Genomic DNA, 18,135 nt, shown 5'->3' with positions numbered 1-18,135 from the left:
CCCATGGCGCACCGACCCGATTCCGGTTCTCCTCGCCGCGCGCTACTGCGCCGGCGCGCGGTGCAGCTCTGGTTGCTGTTTCTGATCGGCTGCGCGATCGCGATTCAACGCGCCCACTTCACGGCCGACCTTTCCGCATTCCTGCCGCGCGCGCCGAGCGCGCAGCAGCGTTTGCTCGTCGATCAATTGCGCGAGGGCGTCATCTCGCGGCTCATCATCGTCGCCATCGAAGGCGGCGATGCGGCCACGCGTGCCGAGCTCTCGCGCGGCATTGCCGCCACACTGCGCCGCGATTCGCGCTTCGTTTCCGTGAACAACGGCGAGCCCGTCACGCAGGCGCGCGACGAGCGCTTCGTTTTCGAGCATCGCTATGTACTGAGCCCCGCAGTCACGCCGCAGCGGTTCTCTGCCGAGGGCCTGCACAGTGCGCTTGGCGAGAGCCTCGATCTGCTGAGTTCATCGGCGGGGCTCATGTCGAAAGCGCTGCTGCCGCGCGACCCGACGGGCGAGGTGACGGCCATCGTCGGCCAGTTCGACGGCGAGGCACAGCCGGCCTCCGCCGATGGCGTATGGGCCTCGCGCGACGGCAAACGCGCGTTGCTCGTCGTGCAGACGGCCGGCGCCGGCTCCGACACCGACGCGCAGGAAAGTGCGATCGCCGCCGTGCGGGCGGCATTCGCCTCAGCCGCGCATGGCAAGCCAGCCGCATCGTCATGCCGGTTGCTGCTCACGGGGCCCGGCGTGTTCTCCGTCGAAACGCGCGATACGATCAAACACGATGTCGAGAAGCTGTCCGTCATCAGTCTCGCGCTGATCGTCGGGCTGTTGTTGCTCGTCTATCGTTCCCCGCTCACGCTGGCGCTCGGGCTCGTTCCCGTTGCGTCGGGCGTGGCTGCGGGCCTCGCGGCAGTGAGCCTTGCGTTCGGAACCGTGCACGGTCTCACGCTCGGATTCGGTACGACGCTGATCGGCGAAGCCGTCGACTATTCCATCTATCTGTTCATTCAATCGGCGCGGCATGACAAGCCAGAGGGCAATGGCGATGCGATGCGCGCATGGATCGCCCGTTATTGGCCGACGATCCGGCTCGGCATGTTGACGTCGGTCTGCGGCTTCGCGTCGATGCTGTTCTCAGGCTTCCCGGGGCTCGTGCAACTGGGCCTCTATTCGATGGTCGGCCTCGCGGCGGCCGCCGCGGTGACGCGTTATGTGCTGCCTCACCTGGGCACTCGCGCACCGGCCGTTCGCGATCTCTCGGGTCTCGGCACCTTGCTGGCTCGAGCGGCGGATGCGGCAGCTCGCCTGCGCTGGCCGTTCGCGGCGCTGATGATCGGCGCAGTGGCCGCCCTCGCGCTGCATCGCGGGCAGTTGTGGAGTCACGAACTGTCGTCGCTGAGCCCCGTCCCCGCGTCGAGCCAGGCGCTCGATGCGGCGTTGCGGGCCGATGTCGGGGCACCCGATGTCCGCTATCTGGTTGTCGTCTCGGGCGCGAGCGAACAGGCCGCGCTCGAAGGCGCCGAAAAAATTGCCGCGCGGCTGCAACCGCTGGTCGATTCGGGCACGCTCGCCGGCTTCGACAGCCCGGCCCGCTATCTGCCGAGCGACACGACTCAACGCGCGCGGCTCGCGAGCCTTCCGCCGGCGGACGTGCTCGAAACGCGCATGCGCTCGGCGGTGGCCAACCAGACTATCGGCGTAAAGCCCGGCGTTTTCGCCCCGTTCATCGCCGATGTCGAGAAAGCGCGCAACGCTTCGCTTTTGCGTCGCGAAGATCTGCGAGGAACGTCGATGGGGCTGGCCGTGGACGCGCTGCTGACCGAGCGCGAGGGCCAGTGGCAAGCGATGCTTTCATTACGCGCGCCCGCGCAGCCGGGCGCTGCAACACAGCCCGCGAACGAGACGAGTCTCGACGCGCATGCGATCCAAACGGCCGTCGCCAGTGCCGGCGTAGCAGGCGCCCTTTTCGTCGACCTCAAAAAAGAAGCCGACGCCCTCTACGTGAACTACGTGTACGAGGACATTCGTTTGTCGCTGGCTGGATTCGCGGCGATCGTCGTGCTGCTGTTCGTCGCATTGCGCGACCCGCGGCGCGTCGTCAGCACGCTCGTGCCGTTGATCGCGGCCGTGCTCGTCGTCACGGCTGCGTTCGCGCTGTTCCATGAGCCGCTCACGATCCTGCATTTGATCGGGCTGCTGCTGATTGTCGCGATCGGCTCGAACTATGCGCTGTTTTTCAATCGACGAAACGATGCGTCGCGTGCCGATTCGGCCGGGACGTCCCCCGCCGCACAGACCGTTGCACCGCTGACGCTTGCCTCGCTGCTGATCGCCAATCTGGCGACTGTCGCAGGATTCGGATTGCTGGCGCTCTCGCATGTGCCGATGCTCGAATCGTTCGGGCTCACTGTCGGCCCGGGCGCGATTCTGGCGCTGCTCTTTTCGGCGATTCTGGCGCCGCGCGCACCGCACACGGTATTGTCGCGGGCAACGACCGATGAACCGGGCCAAAGGAAGACGGCATGAACGAGCCAACGCCACTGCCGCTCGTCCGTCCGTCTGCCGGTTCGCAGGCCGGCAACCCGCGCCGCTGGCGCCCCACCCCGCTCGTCGGCAGCACGATTGCATTGCACGCAGGCGCCGTCACAGCACTGGCCGTGCAACCGGCGTGTTGGCCCTATGCGGCCGGCGCAGTCGCGCTTTCTCATACCGTGCTGACGGCCGCAGGGCTGTGGCCGCGCAGCGCGTGGCTCGGACCCAACTGGACCGCGTTGCCCGAGTCCGCCGCTGACCGGCAGCAGATTGCGATCACGATAGACGACGGCCCCGATCCCGAGGTCACGCCGCGCGTGCTCGACCTGCTCGATCGCTATGAAGCTCATGCGACGTTCTTCTGCATCGGCGAAACCGCGCGCCGCCATCCCGCGCTCGTCGAAGCGATCGCGACGCAGGGACACGCCATTGAAAACCACAGCCAGCATCATCGGCATCATTTTTCGCTGCTTGGGCCGGGCGGCCTGCAACGCGAGATCGATGCCGCCCAACGCACGCTGACGGAGTTGAGCGGTACGGTGCCGCTCTTCTTTCGCGCGCCCGCCGGACTGCGCAACCCGTTTCTCGAGCCCGTGCTGTGCCGGCTCGGCCTGCAGCTCGCGAGTTGGACGCGGCGCGGATTCGATACTCGGACATCCGATGCCGGCCTCGTCGCAAAGCGGCTGCTGCACGGCCTCGCGCCGCGCGACATCCTGCTGCTGCATGACGGCCACGCCGCGCGCGACGTGCGAGGCCGGCCGGTCGTGCTCGATGCACTCGACACAGTATTGCGTGCGGCGCGCGACGCGCGACTGCAATGCACGACGCTGCGTGCCGCCATTACGGAAGTACCCGAGACCAACGCAACGGTAACGGTCGCCAAGACGACCGCTCATCATCGATAAAGTACATCGGCATCCGGATTGATTCCTGTGAAACCACTGCAACTGACCCACTTCACCGCGACGAGCTGCATCGGCAGAGGCCTCGACGCCACTTTGCAAGCGTTACGCGAGTCTCGCGGCGGCCTGGCGCCGTGCCGCTTCGAGCGTGCCGAACTCGAGACATGGATCGGCACCGTCGACGGCGTCGACGACACCCCGGTACGCGCCGATCTCAGCGCGTTCGATTGCCGCAATCATCGGCTCGCGCAACTCGGTCTGACGCAGGACGGTTTCGCCGAAGCCGTCGAATCCGCCGCGGCGCGCTACGGGGTCGCGCGCGTCGGCGTGTTTCTCGGCACGAGCACCTCGGGCATTCTCCAGACCGAGCTCGCCTATCGACGGCGCGATCCGCAAAGCGGCGCGCTGCCGGCCGACTTCCACTACGCCGAAACGCACAACACGTACTCGCTCGCCGCTTTCGTGCGTGCGTACTTCGGCCTCGTCGGGCCGGCGGCCGTGATTTCGTCGGCATGTTCATCGGGTGCGAAGGCTTTTGCTTCGGCCCGCCGCATGATCGAGGCCGGGTTGATCGACGCGGCCGTTGTCGGGGGCGTCGATTCGCTGTGCCTGACCACGCTTTACGGTTTCAACTCGCTCGAACTGCTTTCTTCCGAACCGTGCAAGCCATTCGATATAACGCGCAAGGGCATTTCGATAGGAGAAGCAGCGGCATTCTTCCTGCTCGAGCGGCCGCGCAACGGCCACCGTGCGGGGATGGGTACGGAGACGAGCGATGACGCGATCCTGTTGCTCGGCATCGGTGAATCGAGCGATGCGCATCATATGTCGTCGCCGCATCCGGAGGGACTCGGTGCGCGGCGCGCGATCGAAGGCGCGCTTGCGACGGCCGGCTTGGGCCCAGCCGATATCGACTACGTCAATCTGCACGGTACCGCGACGCCGAGCAACGATGTCGCCGAATCCCTTGCGCTCAATGCCCTGTTCGACGGAACGCCTGCGAGCTCCACCAAGGGTGCGACCGGCCACACGCTCGGCGCGGCAGGCGCATTGGAGGCCGTGGTTTCGGCGCTCGCGTTGCGCCATCAGTTCGTGCCTGCCGGGGTCGGCACGACGCAGCCCGATCCGGTCTTGCAACTGGACTATGTCCTTGCAAGCCGGGACGCGCGAGTGCGTACCGTACTCAGCAACTCGTTCGGTTTCGGCGGCACCAATTGCAGCCTCATTCTTGGCCGCCGTAATAGCGTGCGCGGAGGAAGTGAAACATCATGAGCAAGACGAGCGCATATATCGAGGGGCTCGGACTCATCGGCCCCGGCTTCGCCAATTGGCCGCAAGCCGTGCCGGTACTGAGCGGCGCTCAGGCGTATGTCCACGCGCCGGCCGCCATTCCCGCACCCGCCGCCCTGCCATCGGCCGAGCGACGCCGCACGAGCCAACCCGTGCGGTTGGCGCTCGCAATCGGCTTCGAAGCGGCGCAAGCGAGCGGGCGCGACGCCGACGCACTGAGCACCGTCTTCACGGCATCGGGTGGCGATGGAGAGAACTGCCATGCAATCTGCGAAACGCTCGCAGGCGACGAACGGGAGATTTCGCCGACACGGTTTCATAACTCGGTTCATAACGCGCCCGCGGGATATTGGAGCATCGCGGCCCATGCCATGACCTCGTCGAACGTCTTGTGTGCCTACGATGGGAGCTTCTGCGCGGGGCTGCTCGATAGCCTTTGCGCGGTCAGCGTGGATGCGCAGGATTCGCTGCTGATCGCATTCGATACCGAATACCCGGATCCGCTGCGCGGTGTTCGCCCTACGGCGGATGCATTTGGCGTCGCACTGGTGCTGACGCCGCGCGAAAGCGAGCGCGCCGTGGCGCGTATCGATGTCGAGTTGACCGATGCGCCGGCGACGACGCTTGCGTCGCCGGCACTCGAAGCGGTGCGTCTCGGCAATCCCGCGGCGCGTGCATTGCCATTACTCGAAGCGCTGGCCGCAAAGCAGGCCCGGACCGTTGTGCTCGATTATCTGGACCATTTACGTCTGCGGGTGGAGGTCGTGCCCGTCGATGCTAGTAAAACCTGACGCAATGACTGCTGACAATCGATCCTCACTGCCGCTCGATCATGCGTGGATCGCCGCGCACATTCCGCATAGTGGCGCGATGTGCCTGCTCGATGAAGTCGTGCAATGGGATGAAGAAACCATCCGCTGTACGGCAACGAGCCACCGCGATCCCGGTAATCCACTGCGCATGAACGGCCGTCTTGCCGCTGTTTGTGCGATCGAATATGCCGCGCAAGCGATGGCGGTACACGGGGCGGTGCTCGGCGCAGCTTCGGAGCGGCCGCGCGCGGGGTTTCTCGCGAGCGTGCGCAACGTGCAAACGCATGTCGAGCGGCTCGACACACTGGAGGCACCGCTTGTTGTCGAAGCCACGAGAATCAGTGGCGATGTCAACAATATCCTCTATCGGTTCGTTGTTAGCTGTGATCACCAGACGATAGTCGAAGGGCGCGCCGCCGTGATTCTCGACGCCTCGGCTGTCGGTGCCGTCTCGCGGCAAGAGGCCGGTTGAAAGGATGGCCGATCTTCAGGACCTCCGATGAACTTTATGACGATGAAAAGGAGCAATCATATGAGAACAACAGTCCGTCGTTTGCTGCTTGTCGCTTTGATTCCGGCGATATTGAGCCCTGCCGCTTATGCGGACGTGAAGGAAACGGCGCATGAGGCGAAAGAGAACGTGAAAGCCGCCGGCAAGAAATTCGGCGAGGATGCGCGCGAGGCTGCACATGGCGCGGCCAGTACCGCCAAGGCAGCCGGCCACGCCATCGCAAGCGGTGCGCGCAGTGGGTACTACGCGACCAAACATGCTGTCCGGAAGGCGGTCGGCAAGGATAAGGCGACGTCGGACGAAGAGACGAGCAAGTAGCCGAAGCCTGGGCGGTGGGCGGCGTTCGATGAGCTTCGGCGATGGATCGCAGCGTTGCGACTGCTTTTACTCGATGTCATCTTGCGGTGGCGTCGACTCGCCCCGCCCCACCGCCAACGACGCAAGGTCGGTCGCCGGATCGAGCGGCCGCCCTGCTGCGACACGTTCGCTGTATCGGTCGACGAGGTAATCGGACCGCCCGCGTAGCAGCAACGTGAACTTCACGAGTTCCTCCATCACGTCGACGACGCGGTCGTAGTATGGCGACGGCTTCATACGCCCTTCGTCGTCGAACTCCTCGAACGCTTTGGCGACCGAACTTTGATTCGGGATGGTGAACATGCGCATCCATCGGCCGAGCTGGCGCAATTGATTGACCGTGTTGAACGATTGGGAGCCGCCGCTTACTTGCATGACGGCGAGCGTTCGGCCCTGCGTGGGGCGGATACCGCCCATGAACAGAGGTAGCTGGTCGATCTGCGTCTTCATGACGCCGGAAATCGTGCCGTGACGTTCAGGACTGCACCAGACCTGGCCCTCGGACCAGATCGAAAGGTCGCGTAATTCCTTGACCTTCGGGTGGTCGTTGCCTTCGACCGCATCGGGGTAAGGCAGCCCGCGCGGATCGAATATGCGCGTCTCGGCACCGAAATGCTGCAGCAGGCGAGCGGCTTCCTCTACGAGCAAGCGGGAATAGGAACGCTGGCGCAACGAGCCGTAGAGCAGCAGGATGCGCACCGGTGGGGCGTCCGGCATGCCCAGACGTGCCGCTATCGCGGTGTCGAGGAATTCGGGGTTGGCGGCTGGGAGGAGAGGGTCCATTACGTCGATATTAAGGCAATTGTCTGCGATGCGATGAGCTCACCGCGACGGCTCGCATTTGCACGGGCGGAGGCGTTTGAAGGAGATCTGCTCGGCCGCCAGGCGCTTCGCGCGTGGCCGGCTGTCACCGATGATAACGGCTTCCGTTCCGCAGCCCGCGAGTTCGGTCATCAGTCTGGCATGGGCTTGATCTCGACCAGCCGCTGGACGCCGTGCCGAACGAGATACGTCGCGAGTTCGAGATCGGTGGGAATGGGTTCGTCTGTATCGCGACACACCCAAGGCTCAGCAAACGATCGACCCAGTCGCGAGGCAATTTCCCGGTTTCGCTGCGTTTCGTCGGGTGATACCGCATTTGACGTATTTATCGCGGACCTGCTGTTCCCGTACCTTCCCAAATACGCGAGACGCGTCTCGGATCAGCCCCATCGATCCGAGCTATTCCGGTGTCGGCCCCGCAGCCGAGACGCATGACATACATCGCCAGCAAGTCCCCACATTGCTTTGAGAGGAGCAACGAACATGACTTACATCACCATCGCAGCTTTCAACATCGAGAAAAACGGGCAGTCGTCGGATCCCTTCAAGCAGCAAAAGGTTTCCGAGTTCGTCGACTTTTGCTGCAAGCGAGGGACGGACTTGATCTTTCTCTGCGAGGTGCACTCGGCGCGAATCCAAGACTACATTGCTTTTCTAAAGAGCGTGTATTCCGAGCACTACCTTTGCGAATCGCTCGACGGTGGGCATAGCAATGCCTATGTCGTCATGCACAAAAAGTCCGTCGGTTTTAGTTTGTCCTACGACCAGCTGAACCACCTGAATCGCAACTTCCTGTTGTGTACGATCGAGAACAAGCTCGGGGTCGGATTTGCTCATTTCAAATCCGGTCAGACGGGCCTGACAAAAAACCAGATCGAGAATGCAGCCGAATTCATGCACGGTGCGCTCGGCGACACCTGGGCGATCGCGGGCGATATGAACTGGGATATGGCCAACTTCAACAAGCTCAACCTACCAGCCGGGTCCCATTGCGCGAGCTGCTGGCCCGATATGACGCAGGCTAGCGGCGGCATCCTGGATTGGTGTCTTGCAGGCAAGGGCGTCAAACTGGCGGCAGCGAACGGTTACACAGAGTTCCATAAGGACTTCCAGACGATGGATGGTCCTGATCACCGGCCGGTGTTGTTTCAGCTCGAGTTTTGATCGGGGGGATGGGAGTTAGCACGGTCCCTTTATCAGCGTATCGGCCACGGTTGCAAGCCCGATTTCGAGCTGCCGGATCGTCATGGGAGCAGCCATGGCGATCCTCACAGACCGGGTTGACGGCACATTAGGCGTAGCGAATGCGGCCAAGGGCGCAATCGCTACGCCTTGTCCTTTCAATGCGTCTACCAAGGCGTCAGGCCTCCATGGTTTCGGCAGCTCGAGTAAGAAATGAAAACTAGTTGGGTGCGCCGTGATCGGCCATGCCCCGAGGAGACGTCGTGCAACCTCTTGCCGCAATCGCGCCTCGTTGCGCTTCGCGACGATCCAGCGAGCAAGCGTTCCGTCGCGCATCCACGCGGAAACCAGCCCGGCAGTGATTGCGCTTGCCGACCATAGGGTGGCATGCAGTCCTTCATAAAGTCGTTTTCTGAGCCGCGCGGGCGCGACCAGATAGCCCGTTCTCAAGCCCGGTGCCGCGCTCTTCGACATGCTGTGAATTTCCACCACCCTATCCGGAGCCAGGCTTCGCAGCGTCGGTGGCGGCGAAGCCTCGAGAAATCCGTATACGCTGTCATCGACCAATAAGAGGTCGTGACGATGTGCCACGTCAACCAGGGCGAGCCTGCGTTCGAGTGGCATTACCACACCGGTCGGGTTGTGGACCGTGGGCATCGTATAGACGACCCGAATTCGGCCCCGATGCTTGCGGCAAAGCTCATCCAGAGAATCCGGAACGATGCCGCTGTCGTCCATCTGAACGCCGACCAATGGGATGTCCAAAAGCTTTGCGGCATTTTTGAATCCGGGATACGTCAATGACTCGACGGCGACGAGATCACGCCGAGTGAGAAGGCTCGACAAAATGACGTTAAGGGCATGCTGGCTACCACTGCAGACCATGACGTCCGCGGTATCGATGGGAGCGTCGGCAGTGGATAACCACTTTGCTGCCGCCTCCCTGTCCTCCAGACGTCCGGGGGGCGGGTGATAGTCGAGCAACGTCGCTATGTCTCCCTTGTCCGATAGCGTTCGCAGCGCTCGACGCAACTGCACGGCTTGCTCAGGCAAAACCGGATAGTTAAACGCCAAGTCGATCAAATCCGCGTCACGCTCGCTGGTCTGCGAAAACTCCGCCGCGGCGCGCGTCACCTGCGTGCGGACAAACGTGCCGCGTCCTACTTCGCCTACCGCCAAGCCGCGCTCGATCAGTTCTCGATATACGCGGGCAGCGGTTGCCGCAGCAATGCCATGTGCTTGCGCGTAGTCGCGGTGGGCCATCAACTGACTCCCCGCGGCGAGCGAGCCATCCTGAATCAACGAAGCAAGTCTTTCCAGATGTTCTCGGTATCGCGCCGGAGCAGCCATGATCTCGATGAATTGATATTAGTGCAATGTAATGATTGCACTAGAAACGGAACGCAGCAATACTTTCGCGAAAATCAATTTCCGAAGGCGCCCATGAGCGATGTTCTTTTCCCATCCGGTTCACGCGCGGATCGATGGCCCGTCTACGTAGTAGCGTTGACGCTTTTCCTCATTACGAGCGCGGTGAACCTTCAGGCGCCGCTCTATACGACCTACGCCAGAGCCAGTCACCTGGGCGCCGGGGCACAAACGGTTGCCTTTGCCTGTTACGTGGCGGGATTATTGCCGACGTTGATCTTTCTGGGCGGCATATCGGATCGCTTCGGGCGTAAGTGGCCGTTGGCTATCGCGCTACTGCTCACGACTGTTGCAACAGCGGTGCCGATGAACTGGCCTCGACTGGAGGCTCTCGCGGCGGCGCGCATATTGTGCGGCATTGCCACAGGCCTGATGGCCGGTTGCGGAACCCAGTTCCTGGTCGAACTGCTCGGGTCTCGCTCGGCAGCGTCCACGCGAGCGGCGGTCATCGTGGCGGCATCGACCTCGCTGGGATTTGGTAGCGGCGCGCTCGCTACTGGCCTTTGCCTTCTGGCTGCGCCGTCTCAGCACACTCCGATAAGCTATGGTGCCTATATTGGTTGCGCCGTGTCGGGTATGGTCTTGCTGGCCATGATCCGAGAGTCGTCATTTTCCCGTTCGTCATCATGGCTGCGCATGCCTGTCTTCGTCAGCGGAACGCTGCCCTACGGCATCGCCGTATTCATTGCATGGTCTGCATCCGGAATGGTCATCGGTCTCGTTCCTGCAGCGCTCTCGTCCCATGGACACGATGCATGGACCGGTTTCGCGACGTTCTTCGTCATCTCGACCGGGCTCGTCGTTCAGCCGATGGCCCGCAAACTATCGCCTCTGAGTTCGCTGCGCATCGGGATGCTCCTCATACCGTGCGGTCTCACAGTCTTGATTGCCGGCGTAGTGCTTCAGTCATTGCCGGTGCTTCTGATCGGTGCAATGCTCGTCGGAGCCGCTTCATACGGCTTTACCTATTCCGCGGGCCTCGCTGCAAATGCGGCCAGTGCGAGCGACGCCAACCGAGCACGAGCGACATCCGGCTATTTCCTTTTTGCATATTGCGGATTCAGCGTGCCCGTGGTCGCAAGTGGGCTAATGGCGGACCGCATCGGCGTGAACCCGACGCTTTGGGTCTTCGACGGCGGGATCGTCATCGCAACGGCGTTGCTTGCGCTCTGGATGGTATGCACGCGAGAAACGACTCCCGCGTCCGCTTATGCGCGAGTCACGCCTGAAAATTGAGTTGACCCAATATAACGGTCCAGCGTGCCGATAGGCGATGCGTTCGTCTGGAAATGCGGTTTCGGCGAATCCGCTCAATTCAATATGGCGATGGCCGCGCTCGGTCCACGCCGCACGCTGCACAAAAGCATGGTAGCCGTCCAACGATCGTGACCAGCCAGATGCCCTTTGAGCATTGGCACGATGCGATCGGCGAGCCCACCTCGCCGGGGAATCCATGTGCAAGCGTCGAAATGGTTTGAACCGTCGCCGAACGGTTTATCGGGAAATTCCATTTCGGGGTAGATCTTTTCCCTCTAAAAACGATTACAGCGTCATTTAAACAATACCGCACACGACCGTCGCAGAAATAACGATGGTCTGCAGTATTGAGTTTCATACGCAAATCGCATCGGAAATCCGATGAACTTATGAAATAAATACTACATTGGGTGATCATACCTGTTAACTCTAACAGCTACTTGTATGTTCCCCGGAGAACTAGATTACGCAACAGGTGTCGTTTTTAATAACTAAGGGACACGATGAGCCCGATATTTCACCATGCCAGCCCTCCTTGTGGCGCAGCAATTCACGGCACCACTTCAGATTATCGCTTATTAATCTCAACGTAATCGATTTCAAGGGCGAAAAGCCCTCAGCTTTATCGCCGTCTTGTGCGCGAGAAGAAACCTGATCAAGCCGACACTCGACGACGAATCAAGGGAATAAGAACAGACGATGTACGGGGCATCGGTTTTGTCACCCTCACCTAAACATCGCTTCTGAGACGTCAATTTCGTTTGCTCCGCCCATGAAGGCGGATCTCGAAACCATCGGGGAGCACGGTGGGGGTCACGCCTCGCCGGGTCTGCCCGACCACTTCTACAGGAGTTGTCAGTCATGACCCAGAAACTTCCCAGCATCAAGACGGCTGTGGCGCAAGCCGTGGCTAGGCCTTATGCCCGGGCAACCGACGCTTCCTCTCCCCGCATCGAGACCGAAACCAAGTTCATGCAGCAATACCGGATCGCTGCAGCCGTACATGGCGGGGGAGACATCGTCGCCATACGAAACGGCAACGGTCAGGTGGAAGCGTTCACTGTCGGCACCGATGGCACCGTCTGGAATTTCTTTCCCGATCCGACGAGCGACACCGGCTACAACGCAATGAGCACGGGATTGGCCGCGCGCTGGGTCGTGGCCGGGCTGAACTCCGCGGGCCGCATCGTACTGTTCGCGGCAAACAATCTCAACCTCAACTACGTTGTCGAGACCAGCAAAACGGGAGCCGCCCGCTGGGGAAGCATGATGACGGCCACTTTACCGCTGCCCGTGAACGCGACGGCTATTGCAGGCCTGTATGCCGCGCAGGTAGCAGGCAAGCTCTATGTGGCCGCACTCACCAAGTTCCAGAGCGCGTCCCCGGGCAGTTCCTATGCACTGGCGACCTCCGTTTGGGATCAAAAGCCGGGCGTATTTCAGTCCACGTCAGTGACCCTGTCTTCGCTCAATTGCGTCTGGTCCGGCTCGTCGGCCAGCACCGCCGAATTCACGGTGCTCGATACGGTGTACCTCGGCTACAACGTCTCGACGCAGCAGGTGAAACGCTATCCGTTCGCCGCCACGTTCAAGTCCTTGGCGGTCACGACGAGCCTGGATACCGCCGGCAACAACAAGTATTTCAGCGTGCTGTCCGACGGAAACCTTTATCAGATGGTGGGCGGCTCGGGTGGCGTCCCCTATAGCTGGGCTCAGGTCACCCAAAGCATGAGCTTCCGGGACGTGCAAAGCGCGGTGTCTGCGTCTGGGCAGATCGAACTGTTCACGCTCGACACCGGCGCGCATTTATGCCATTTCACACCGAACCAGCAATCGGCCACGGGGTGGTCCAACACCATGGTGATCCAGACGGGTGTCGCGCTGCTCGGTGTGACTCAACTCGATCAGGGAGACATCGAAGCATTCACGGTGGGAACGACCCAGGCCACGCTCAGCCTGCTCATCGAGCAGCAGGACAGCGGCAACTGGCAGATTACCTCCCTGGAGGTGCCAACTTCGGGGCAGGTCGAGGAGTTTATCTCGTACTCCACCGACATCATGGTTTATGACGCGGCTGGCGCCCCGATGCCGAATGCACCCGTACAGGTATGGGCGTCGTCGCAAACTCAGATCGTCGTCAACGGGGCGAGCTACACCGTGGACGCCCATACGCCAGCGAACCTTACCTGTTCGCCCGGTGGATCGCTGAGCATCACGCAAGGCACAGGCATGCTCGGCATTCCCGCGCTGCAGATCAATCTCGTCAACGTGATGCCCTCAGGGCAAGCGATCGCGCTCGAACAATATGCCGGAGTACAGGCGCAACTCGCCACAGTCACCGGCAACGACTTGATGGACGCGCGCACGGCGGATGGACAGTACCTACTGCAAGACCAGTACCGCACCGTCGAACAGACTAATGAACTTGCCTCGGCCTTCAACGAGTGCATGGCGCTGACGCAGTCCGCTTCCGTGAAGCGCTCCTTGCAAACTCCTGTCCTGGGCGCGGCTCCCAAGCAGGGTGTGTCGTGCGTCGAAGCCGACCGAACCGCGGACTTGACCCGTCTGGGTGCCCCGACTCAAGCCCGGCATTGGCAGCTCGATTTCAGCGCGGGCAAGCCCAAGTTCCGCACGCTGACGGCGCAGCAGGCCGAGCACCTGATCCACGAAAAACGTGCCAAGCATGTGCTGACCACTCAGTCGGTGGGTGGCTTCATGGACTGGATCGGCAGCATCGGCGATTTCGTCGAGGGGGTGGTCAGCGGCATCCTGGACGTCGTCGACACCATCATCACCACGGTCGGCAACGCCGTCAAAGCAGCCATCACCTTCGTGGTCAACGGTGTTCAGTACCTCTTCGAGACGATTGTGCAGTTCGTGCAAGACGCCTTCGACCTTGTCGAGGTGTTCTTTGCCCAGGTGAAGGTGATCTTCGAACAGATCTTCGAATGGCTCGGCTTCCTGTTCTCCTGGCCGGACATCCTGCGCACCCACGATGCGCTGTACTACACACTGGACCAATTCCTGGATTTCCTCCCCGGTGCGGTCGGCGGCATCCAGGTCAAGTTCGACCAGGCCATCGCTCAGGTCAAGGACCAGATAAGTATCATCTTCGATCAGTTGGTCAACAGCGTAGGCGGCACATCAACGCTGGGTGGCTACACCGATTCGCAAACGCCGACCGAGCCGGTCTACAGCTCGGGCAATTCCAACAACATCGTGCTTAACGCTACTGTGGAGAACTCGCCCGCAGCGAAGCAAACCACGGCGGTGCCCGCCTCCAACACCGGTCCTTGGGACATCTTGACCCAGCAGATACAGAGCCTGGCAACGTCAGTGGAGAACGATCCAGCGTTCAATGACGCGCTCGCGTACATGAACAACCTGGGCGGCAGTCCCGACCAAATCTTCAGCCAACTACTCAGCGCACTGTTGCGGGTCATGCAAGGCCTCGCCAACGCTATGCTCTCGGGCGTTCAAGCCGTCGTCGACGGGGTGCTGCAGTTGGTGCAGACCTTCCTGACTTCGCTGAAGGACCTGTTCACCGCCGATTGGAACATCCCGTTCGTGACGCAGTTCTACGCTTGGCTCACGAATGGATCGCAGATGAGCCTGGGTGACTTGTTTGCACTCGTGCTCGCCATTCCCTCGACGATCATCTACAAGGCGATCTACGGCAAGGCGCCTTTCCCGGATCAGGCGAGCGTGGACAGCTTCAAGGCCTCCTTCAGCGCGCAAACGATGCTGACCAACTCTGGCCTCGCGGCGACCAGCGCGGCCGGCAAAGCCGTATCCGTCAAGGCATCCAAGGTGCAGGCCACGTCCGTCCAGGACAACACGCCGAGTGCAGCGCAAGAACTCTTGGGCATTGCCTCCATTGTCTCCACAACGGTTTACGCCTTCGTCTCCGCGGCCCTCGACGTGCGCCCTACTACCGGGGCCGGTGTCGTGGACCCTTTGGTCAAGACGCTCACGAAGTTTGCCCTGGGCGGCGAGATCGTCGCTCAGGCCGCAGCCTGTCCGTGGATTTTCTCGTCCGGCGGTCCGGACTGCGCCACGGCCGACGGTGCAAGCAAGTGGATGTACCTCTACACGACCCTGGGCGTGACGCTCGACTCGGCCTTCACGATCTACGACGAGGCATTCCCCGAGAACAACGACACCGTCTGGGGCATTGTGCTGGCGTCGCTTTATGGCGTAGGTCACGCGGTGGTCACCGGAGTCACTTTCACAAAACTCTCGGGCTACTCGCAGGCTGGCAACATCGTGATGCTCATCCCGGAGATCGGCAAGCTGCTCAAGCTGCCCGCTGTCGAGACCGCGACGAGCGGGATCTCTCTGGTGGTGATCGCAGCGGCGGATGCGCTGTGCCTCACGTCTGCCGGCATCCTGGGATTCGCGGATCTGAACAATTCGAGCAACGAGTCGCGTCGCTTGGCAGCGGTGCCTGGCGCCGTGCCTCGCATCGGGCTCGACGCCATGCTTGGCGCAGTACGCGGCGCCGCGTCCGGCGCTGCGCCTGACGCTGTGCCGGCTCTCGCACACTGAGCCAACCGAGCCAAGACGCCGGCAAGAGTCGGCATCTTGGCTCGCCTCATAGCCATCGCTACCCCCGACTTACTCACCCCTCCCAAAATAGGAGACCGCTATGCTCATTCGCACACCCAAGAGCTCAGCTTTCGTCAGCCGCACGCCTGTGGGCCTGCCGTTGGTCCTGGTCCAAGGCACGAGTGAATTCAATGGGACCTATATGCGTCCCAACTCGGGCAACACGGGAAGCGTCCCTGCCGGCGGCCCATACTCTGCCTCGCCGGACATCTGGTTCGCCGGCAGCACGCCCATCGCAAACTATCAAACCGCTCTCGCCACGGACTCGAGCTACGCCACGTCGTCGAACAACAACATCTACTCAGGCCAGACCAACATCCTCTACGTTCGCGGCAAGAACGGGGCGACCTCGAACAAGACCAACACGGTGCAGCTGTACTACGCCCCTTCCGGCATCATCAATGCGCCGAGCCAGTGGCAGAACAATGTCATCAAGACGGACATCGGCGGCACGTCCGGCAACATCACCAACCTGGCTCCCGGCGCGGTGGGCGTGTGCGATGCGACCTTCGTGTGGACCAATGTCACTCCGCCCCCTCCGGGCAGCGATCACTACTGCGTGTTCGCCCAGTTCAACGACGCTAACAACAGCAATCCCTTTCCAAGCGTCGATACCGCGTTGGACATGGGCGCGTTGATCATGAACAACCTGGGCTGGGGGTGGCGCAACACATCGATGATCGCAGCCACGCCAACGTGGCAGTACACGACGCCGCTCAACATTCCGAGCGACTACCCAACCACCAATGCGTATTCCATCTTCATCGCCCCCACCGGCTATGTCGGCTGGGATGCGGAGTTCTACAGCAGCCGCCCGGACTCACAAGGCAATCCGATCAAGCTTGGCCGCACCAAGGTCACGCAAGACGGAATTCTTTTGGGCGTGTCATCCGCCGTTCTGGATCCGGGTTACCAGTCGCTCATGACGGTCAACATGTACAGCCCCAACGGCCAGCCGCCGACTTCAGGGGCGCGCGTGCCGATGTCGGTCAATTACGTGGCAGGCACGCAAAGTTATCTCGAAGCAATCTCGCGCAACCTCATCGATACCGAGTTCATGTTGCGCCTGCGCCGTAGTTGTCCCGAGCTGGTCGGCGTCGAGCCTACCGCTTGGATCATCCAGGGCACCTACAACTGGCAAGTTACGACCAACCCGGCCATCAAGTGACGGCCCCGAAGATTTCCGTCATCCCTAGAGCAAGGAGACTTTCAATGAGCACAGCATTTGCGCATGACGCAGCGCCGGCGCTGCAGGGAACCGCTTCGACCTACGACGGCCTGTATCTGCGAGACAACCTCAAGTCTCAAGGCACGCTTCCGGCCGTGGCCCCGTTCAATGCCTGCCCCGACATCATTCAGAGCAGCACGCCGGTTGCCGACCCGCAGAAGACTTTCGGCACGGTCAGCAGTTGGAACACGATCTATCCCACTTCTCCAACGCCGGGCAAAAACTACTACTACGTGCGCGGGCTTAACGGCTCGACGGATGACTTCGACGGCGAAATCAGCCTGTTCTGGACGCCGGCCCAGTTGATCCTATTTCCTTCGACCTGGAAGAACAATCCGCTGCTGACCGCTGCCGGCAGCGAAGGCGTGAAGGTGCAGGCCGCGCCGGGCTTTGTCGGGGTCGGCAACGACGGCTTTGTGCTCGACACCGGCGTCGAGTCACTGCCGAACCCCAACGCGTTCTATAGCTTCGTTGCGCAGAACAACGCGGCGGCCATCCCCACGATAAGCAGTTGGCTGGAGATGTCTCAACTGCTGACCCAGCAAATGGGTATCGGGTTTCGCAACGTACTGACCTTCGACCCGGTCAATGGTCCTCTGCTCGCCCGGATGGGATTCAACATTCCGATGAGCATCGGAGAATCCGCGACGTTGCAACTCACGATATCCACCCAAGGCATCCCAGCGGGCGACACCATAGCTCTGATCGGCGACTGCTTCACTCCTGAAATGAAGTCCATCCTGCTGCAGCCGATGAAGACCACGGGCAATAGCTACGTAGCCGGCATTCAGATCGACGTGGACCCCGGGTTTAATTCATCCGTCGCGTTCCAGTACTGGAATACCTCAGGTCAAGTACCTGCTGCGGGCAGTTCCCTCACCCTGAGCGTGAACTACGAGGTGCCGCAAGAAAAATATGGTCGTGCGCTGGAGCTTGGAGTGCTCGATTCACGGTATGCACAAGCTCCGCAGACGGTAGGCGTCGGGCCACAACAGATTGCACCGGTTGGGCAGGTGACCTACGTGGTGGCCGCGTCTAGCTAGGCAGTGCTTGGTTCGATACGCGACTCGCGGCGGCGAGGCGCGTATCGTGTCCCAACTTTGACCCTTCCCCTCTTCGTGCGTTAGGTGATGAAATCCCGATACGGCGATGCTTCAGCCTTGACGAGCGCCTGCAGGTTGGTGGGCCGATTTTAGAGCGCGGGCCGGT

Annotated in this window: 13 protein-coding genes; 11 read left to right on the top strand and 2 right to left on the bottom strand. The window is 61.5% G+C overall.

Annotation, left to right across the window (positions count from 1 at the left end; genetic code table 11):
* The first annotated feature begins 3 nt into the window (after nt 1-3).
* From ACO1XS_RS01005 to ACO1XS_RS00980, 6 genes are read left to right on the top strand one after another with little or no spacing between them, the layout of a single operon-like run.
* Nucleotides 4-2,523 carry an MMPL family transporter gene (locus tag ACO1XS_RS01005; RefSeq protein WP_486389827.1) on the top strand — a complete coding sequence of 840 codons (2,520 nt, stop codon included), beginning with the start codon at nt 4-6 and terminating at the stop codon, nt 2,521-2,523.
* Nucleotides 2,520-3,434 (top strand): polysaccharide deacetylase family protein, encoded by a 915-nt coding sequence (locus tag ACO1XS_RS01000; protein WP_486389826.1) that lies wholly within the window; start codon nt 2,520-2,522, stop codon nt 3,432-3,434. The genes ACO1XS_RS01005 and ACO1XS_RS01000 overlap by 4 nt, the downstream gene beginning before the upstream one ends.
* Nucleotides 3,435-3,461: 27 nt before the next feature.
* On the top strand, nt 3,462-4,703 hold the full coding sequence (locus ACO1XS_RS00995) for a beta-ketoacyl-[acyl-carrier-protein] synthase family protein (protein WP_486389825.1): 1,242 nt from the start codon (nt 3,462-3,464) through the stop codon (nt 4,701-4,703).
* On the top strand, nt 4,700-5,512 hold the full coding sequence (locus ACO1XS_RS00990) for a beta-ketoacyl synthase chain length factor (RefSeq protein WP_486389824.1): 813 nt from the start codon (nt 4,700-4,702) through the stop codon (nt 5,510-5,512). Before ACO1XS_RS00995 ends, ACO1XS_RS00990 begins: the two co-directional genes overlap by 4 nt.
* Before the next feature lie 4 nt (nt 5,513-5,516).
* On the top strand, nt 5,517-6,005 hold the full coding sequence (locus tag ACO1XS_RS00985; protein ID WP_331570207.1) for a hotdog family protein: 489 nt from the start codon (nt 5,517-5,519) through the stop codon (nt 6,003-6,005).
* 60 nt (nt 6,006-6,065) lie between these two features.
* Nucleotides 6,066-6,362 (top strand): hypothetical protein, encoded by a 297-nt coding sequence (locus tag ACO1XS_RS00980; RefSeq protein ID WP_481582444.1) that lies wholly within the window; start codon nt 6,066-6,068, stop codon nt 6,360-6,362.
* Between the two features lie 66 nt (nt 6,363-6,428).
* Here the strand turns inward: ACO1XS_RS00980 and arsH are convergent, their stop codons facing one another.
* Nucleotides 6,429-7,184, bottom strand: coding sequence for an arsenical resistance protein ArsH (gene arsH / locus ACO1XS_RS00975; protein WP_481582445.1), 756 nt, complete (start codon nt 7,182-7,184; stop codon nt 6,429-6,431).
* A gap of 522 nt (nt 7,185-7,706) precedes the next feature.
* Here arsH and ACO1XS_RS00970 point away from each other — a divergent pair.
* Nucleotides 7,707-8,387 (top strand): exonuclease/endonuclease/phosphatase family protein, encoded by a 681-nt coding sequence (locus ACO1XS_RS00970; protein WP_486389823.1) that lies wholly within the window; start codon nt 7,707-7,709, stop codon nt 8,385-8,387.
* A 15-nt stretch (nt 8,388-8,402) separates the two neighbouring features.
* On the opposite strand, the gene ACO1XS_RS00965 is transcribed toward ACO1XS_RS00970, so the two are convergent.
* A complete protein-coding gene (locus tag ACO1XS_RS00965; protein WP_486389822.1) occupies nt 8,403-9,755 on the bottom strand; it encodes an aminotransferase-like domain-containing protein in 1,353 nt (450 codons plus the stop codon).
* Nucleotides 9,756-9,848: 93 nt separating this feature from the next.
* On the opposite strand from ACO1XS_RS00965, the gene ACO1XS_RS00960 reads away from it, so the two are divergent.
* From ACO1XS_RS00960 to ACO1XS_RS00945, 4 genes are all read left to right on the top strand, one after another.
* A complete protein-coding gene (locus ACO1XS_RS00960) occupies nt 9,849-11,069 on the top strand; it encodes an MFS transporter (protein ID WP_486389821.1) in 1,221 nt (406 codons plus the stop codon).
* 882 nt (nt 11,070-11,951) lie between these two features.
* Nucleotides 11,952-15,638: a PLL family lectin gene (locus tag ACO1XS_RS00955; RefSeq protein WP_486389820.1), complete on the top strand. Its 3,687-nt coding sequence runs from the start codon at nt 11,952-11,954 to the stop codon at nt 15,636-15,638.
* A gap of 100 nt (nt 15,639-15,738) precedes the next feature.
* Complete coding sequence (locus ACO1XS_RS00950) at nt 15,739-16,866, top strand: hypothetical protein (protein ID WP_440560798.1); 1,128 nt, start codon at nt 15,739-15,741, stop codon at nt 16,864-16,866.
* Between the two features lie 44 nt (nt 16,867-16,910).
* Entirely contained in the window at nt 16,911-17,969 is a 1,059-nt protein-coding gene (locus ACO1XS_RS00945) for a hypothetical protein (RefSeq protein WP_486389819.1), read from the top strand.
* Nucleotides 17,970-18,135: the final 166 nt, after the last annotated feature.

This window comes from Trinickia sp. (genome assembly GCF_057351765.1).
This window is presented reverse-complemented; position numbering and strand designations above follow the sequence as displayed.

What these genes read in the sequence shown, in the direction of transcription:
- ACO1XS_RS01005 (WP_486389827.1), top strand. Translation starts at nt 4, where the DNA reads ATGGCGCACCGACCCGATTCCGGTTCTCCTCGCCGCGCGCTACTGCGC.
- ACO1XS_RS01000 (WP_486389826.1), top strand. Translation starts at nt 2,520, where the DNA reads ATGAACGAGCCAACGCCACTGCCGCTCGTCCGTCCGTCTGCCGGTTCG.
- ACO1XS_RS00990 (WP_486389824.1), top strand. Translation starts at nt 4,700, where the DNA reads ATGAGCAAGACGAGCGCATATATCGAGGGGCTCGGACTCATCGGCCCC.
- ACO1XS_RS00985 (WP_331570207.1), top strand. Translation starts at nt 5,517, where the DNA reads ATGACTGCTGACAATCGATCCTCACTGCCGCTCGATCATGCGTGGATC.
- ACO1XS_RS00980 (WP_481582444.1), top strand. Translation starts at nt 6,066, where the DNA reads ATGAGAACAACAGTCCGTCGTTTGCTGCTTGTCGCTTTGATTCCGGCG.
- arsH (WP_481582445.1), bottom strand. Translation starts at nt 7,184, where the DNA reads ATGGACCCTCTCCTCCCAGCCGCCAACCCCGAATTCCTCGACACCGCG.
- ACO1XS_RS00970 (WP_486389823.1), top strand. Translation starts at nt 7,707, where the DNA reads ATGACTTACATCACCATCGCAGCTTTCAACATCGAGAAAAACGGGCAG.
- ACO1XS_RS00965 (WP_486389822.1), bottom strand. Translation starts at nt 9,755, where the DNA reads ATGGCTGCTCCGGCGCGATACCGAGAACATCTGGAAAGACTTGCTTCG.
- ACO1XS_RS00960 (WP_486389821.1), top strand. Translation starts at nt 9,849, where the DNA reads ATGAGCGATGTTCTTTTCCCATCCGGTTCACGCGCGGATCGATGGCCC.
- ACO1XS_RS00955 (WP_486389820.1), top strand. Translation starts at nt 11,952, where the DNA reads ATGACCCAGAAACTTCCCAGCATCAAGACGGCTGTGGCGCAAGCCGTG.
- ACO1XS_RS00950 (WP_440560798.1), top strand. Translation starts at nt 15,739, where the DNA reads ATGCTCATTCGCACACCCAAGAGCTCAGCTTTCGTCAGCCGCACGCCT.
- ACO1XS_RS00945 (WP_486389819.1), top strand. Translation starts at nt 16,911, where the DNA reads ATGAGCACAGCATTTGCGCATGACGCAGCGCCGGCGCTGCAGGGAACC.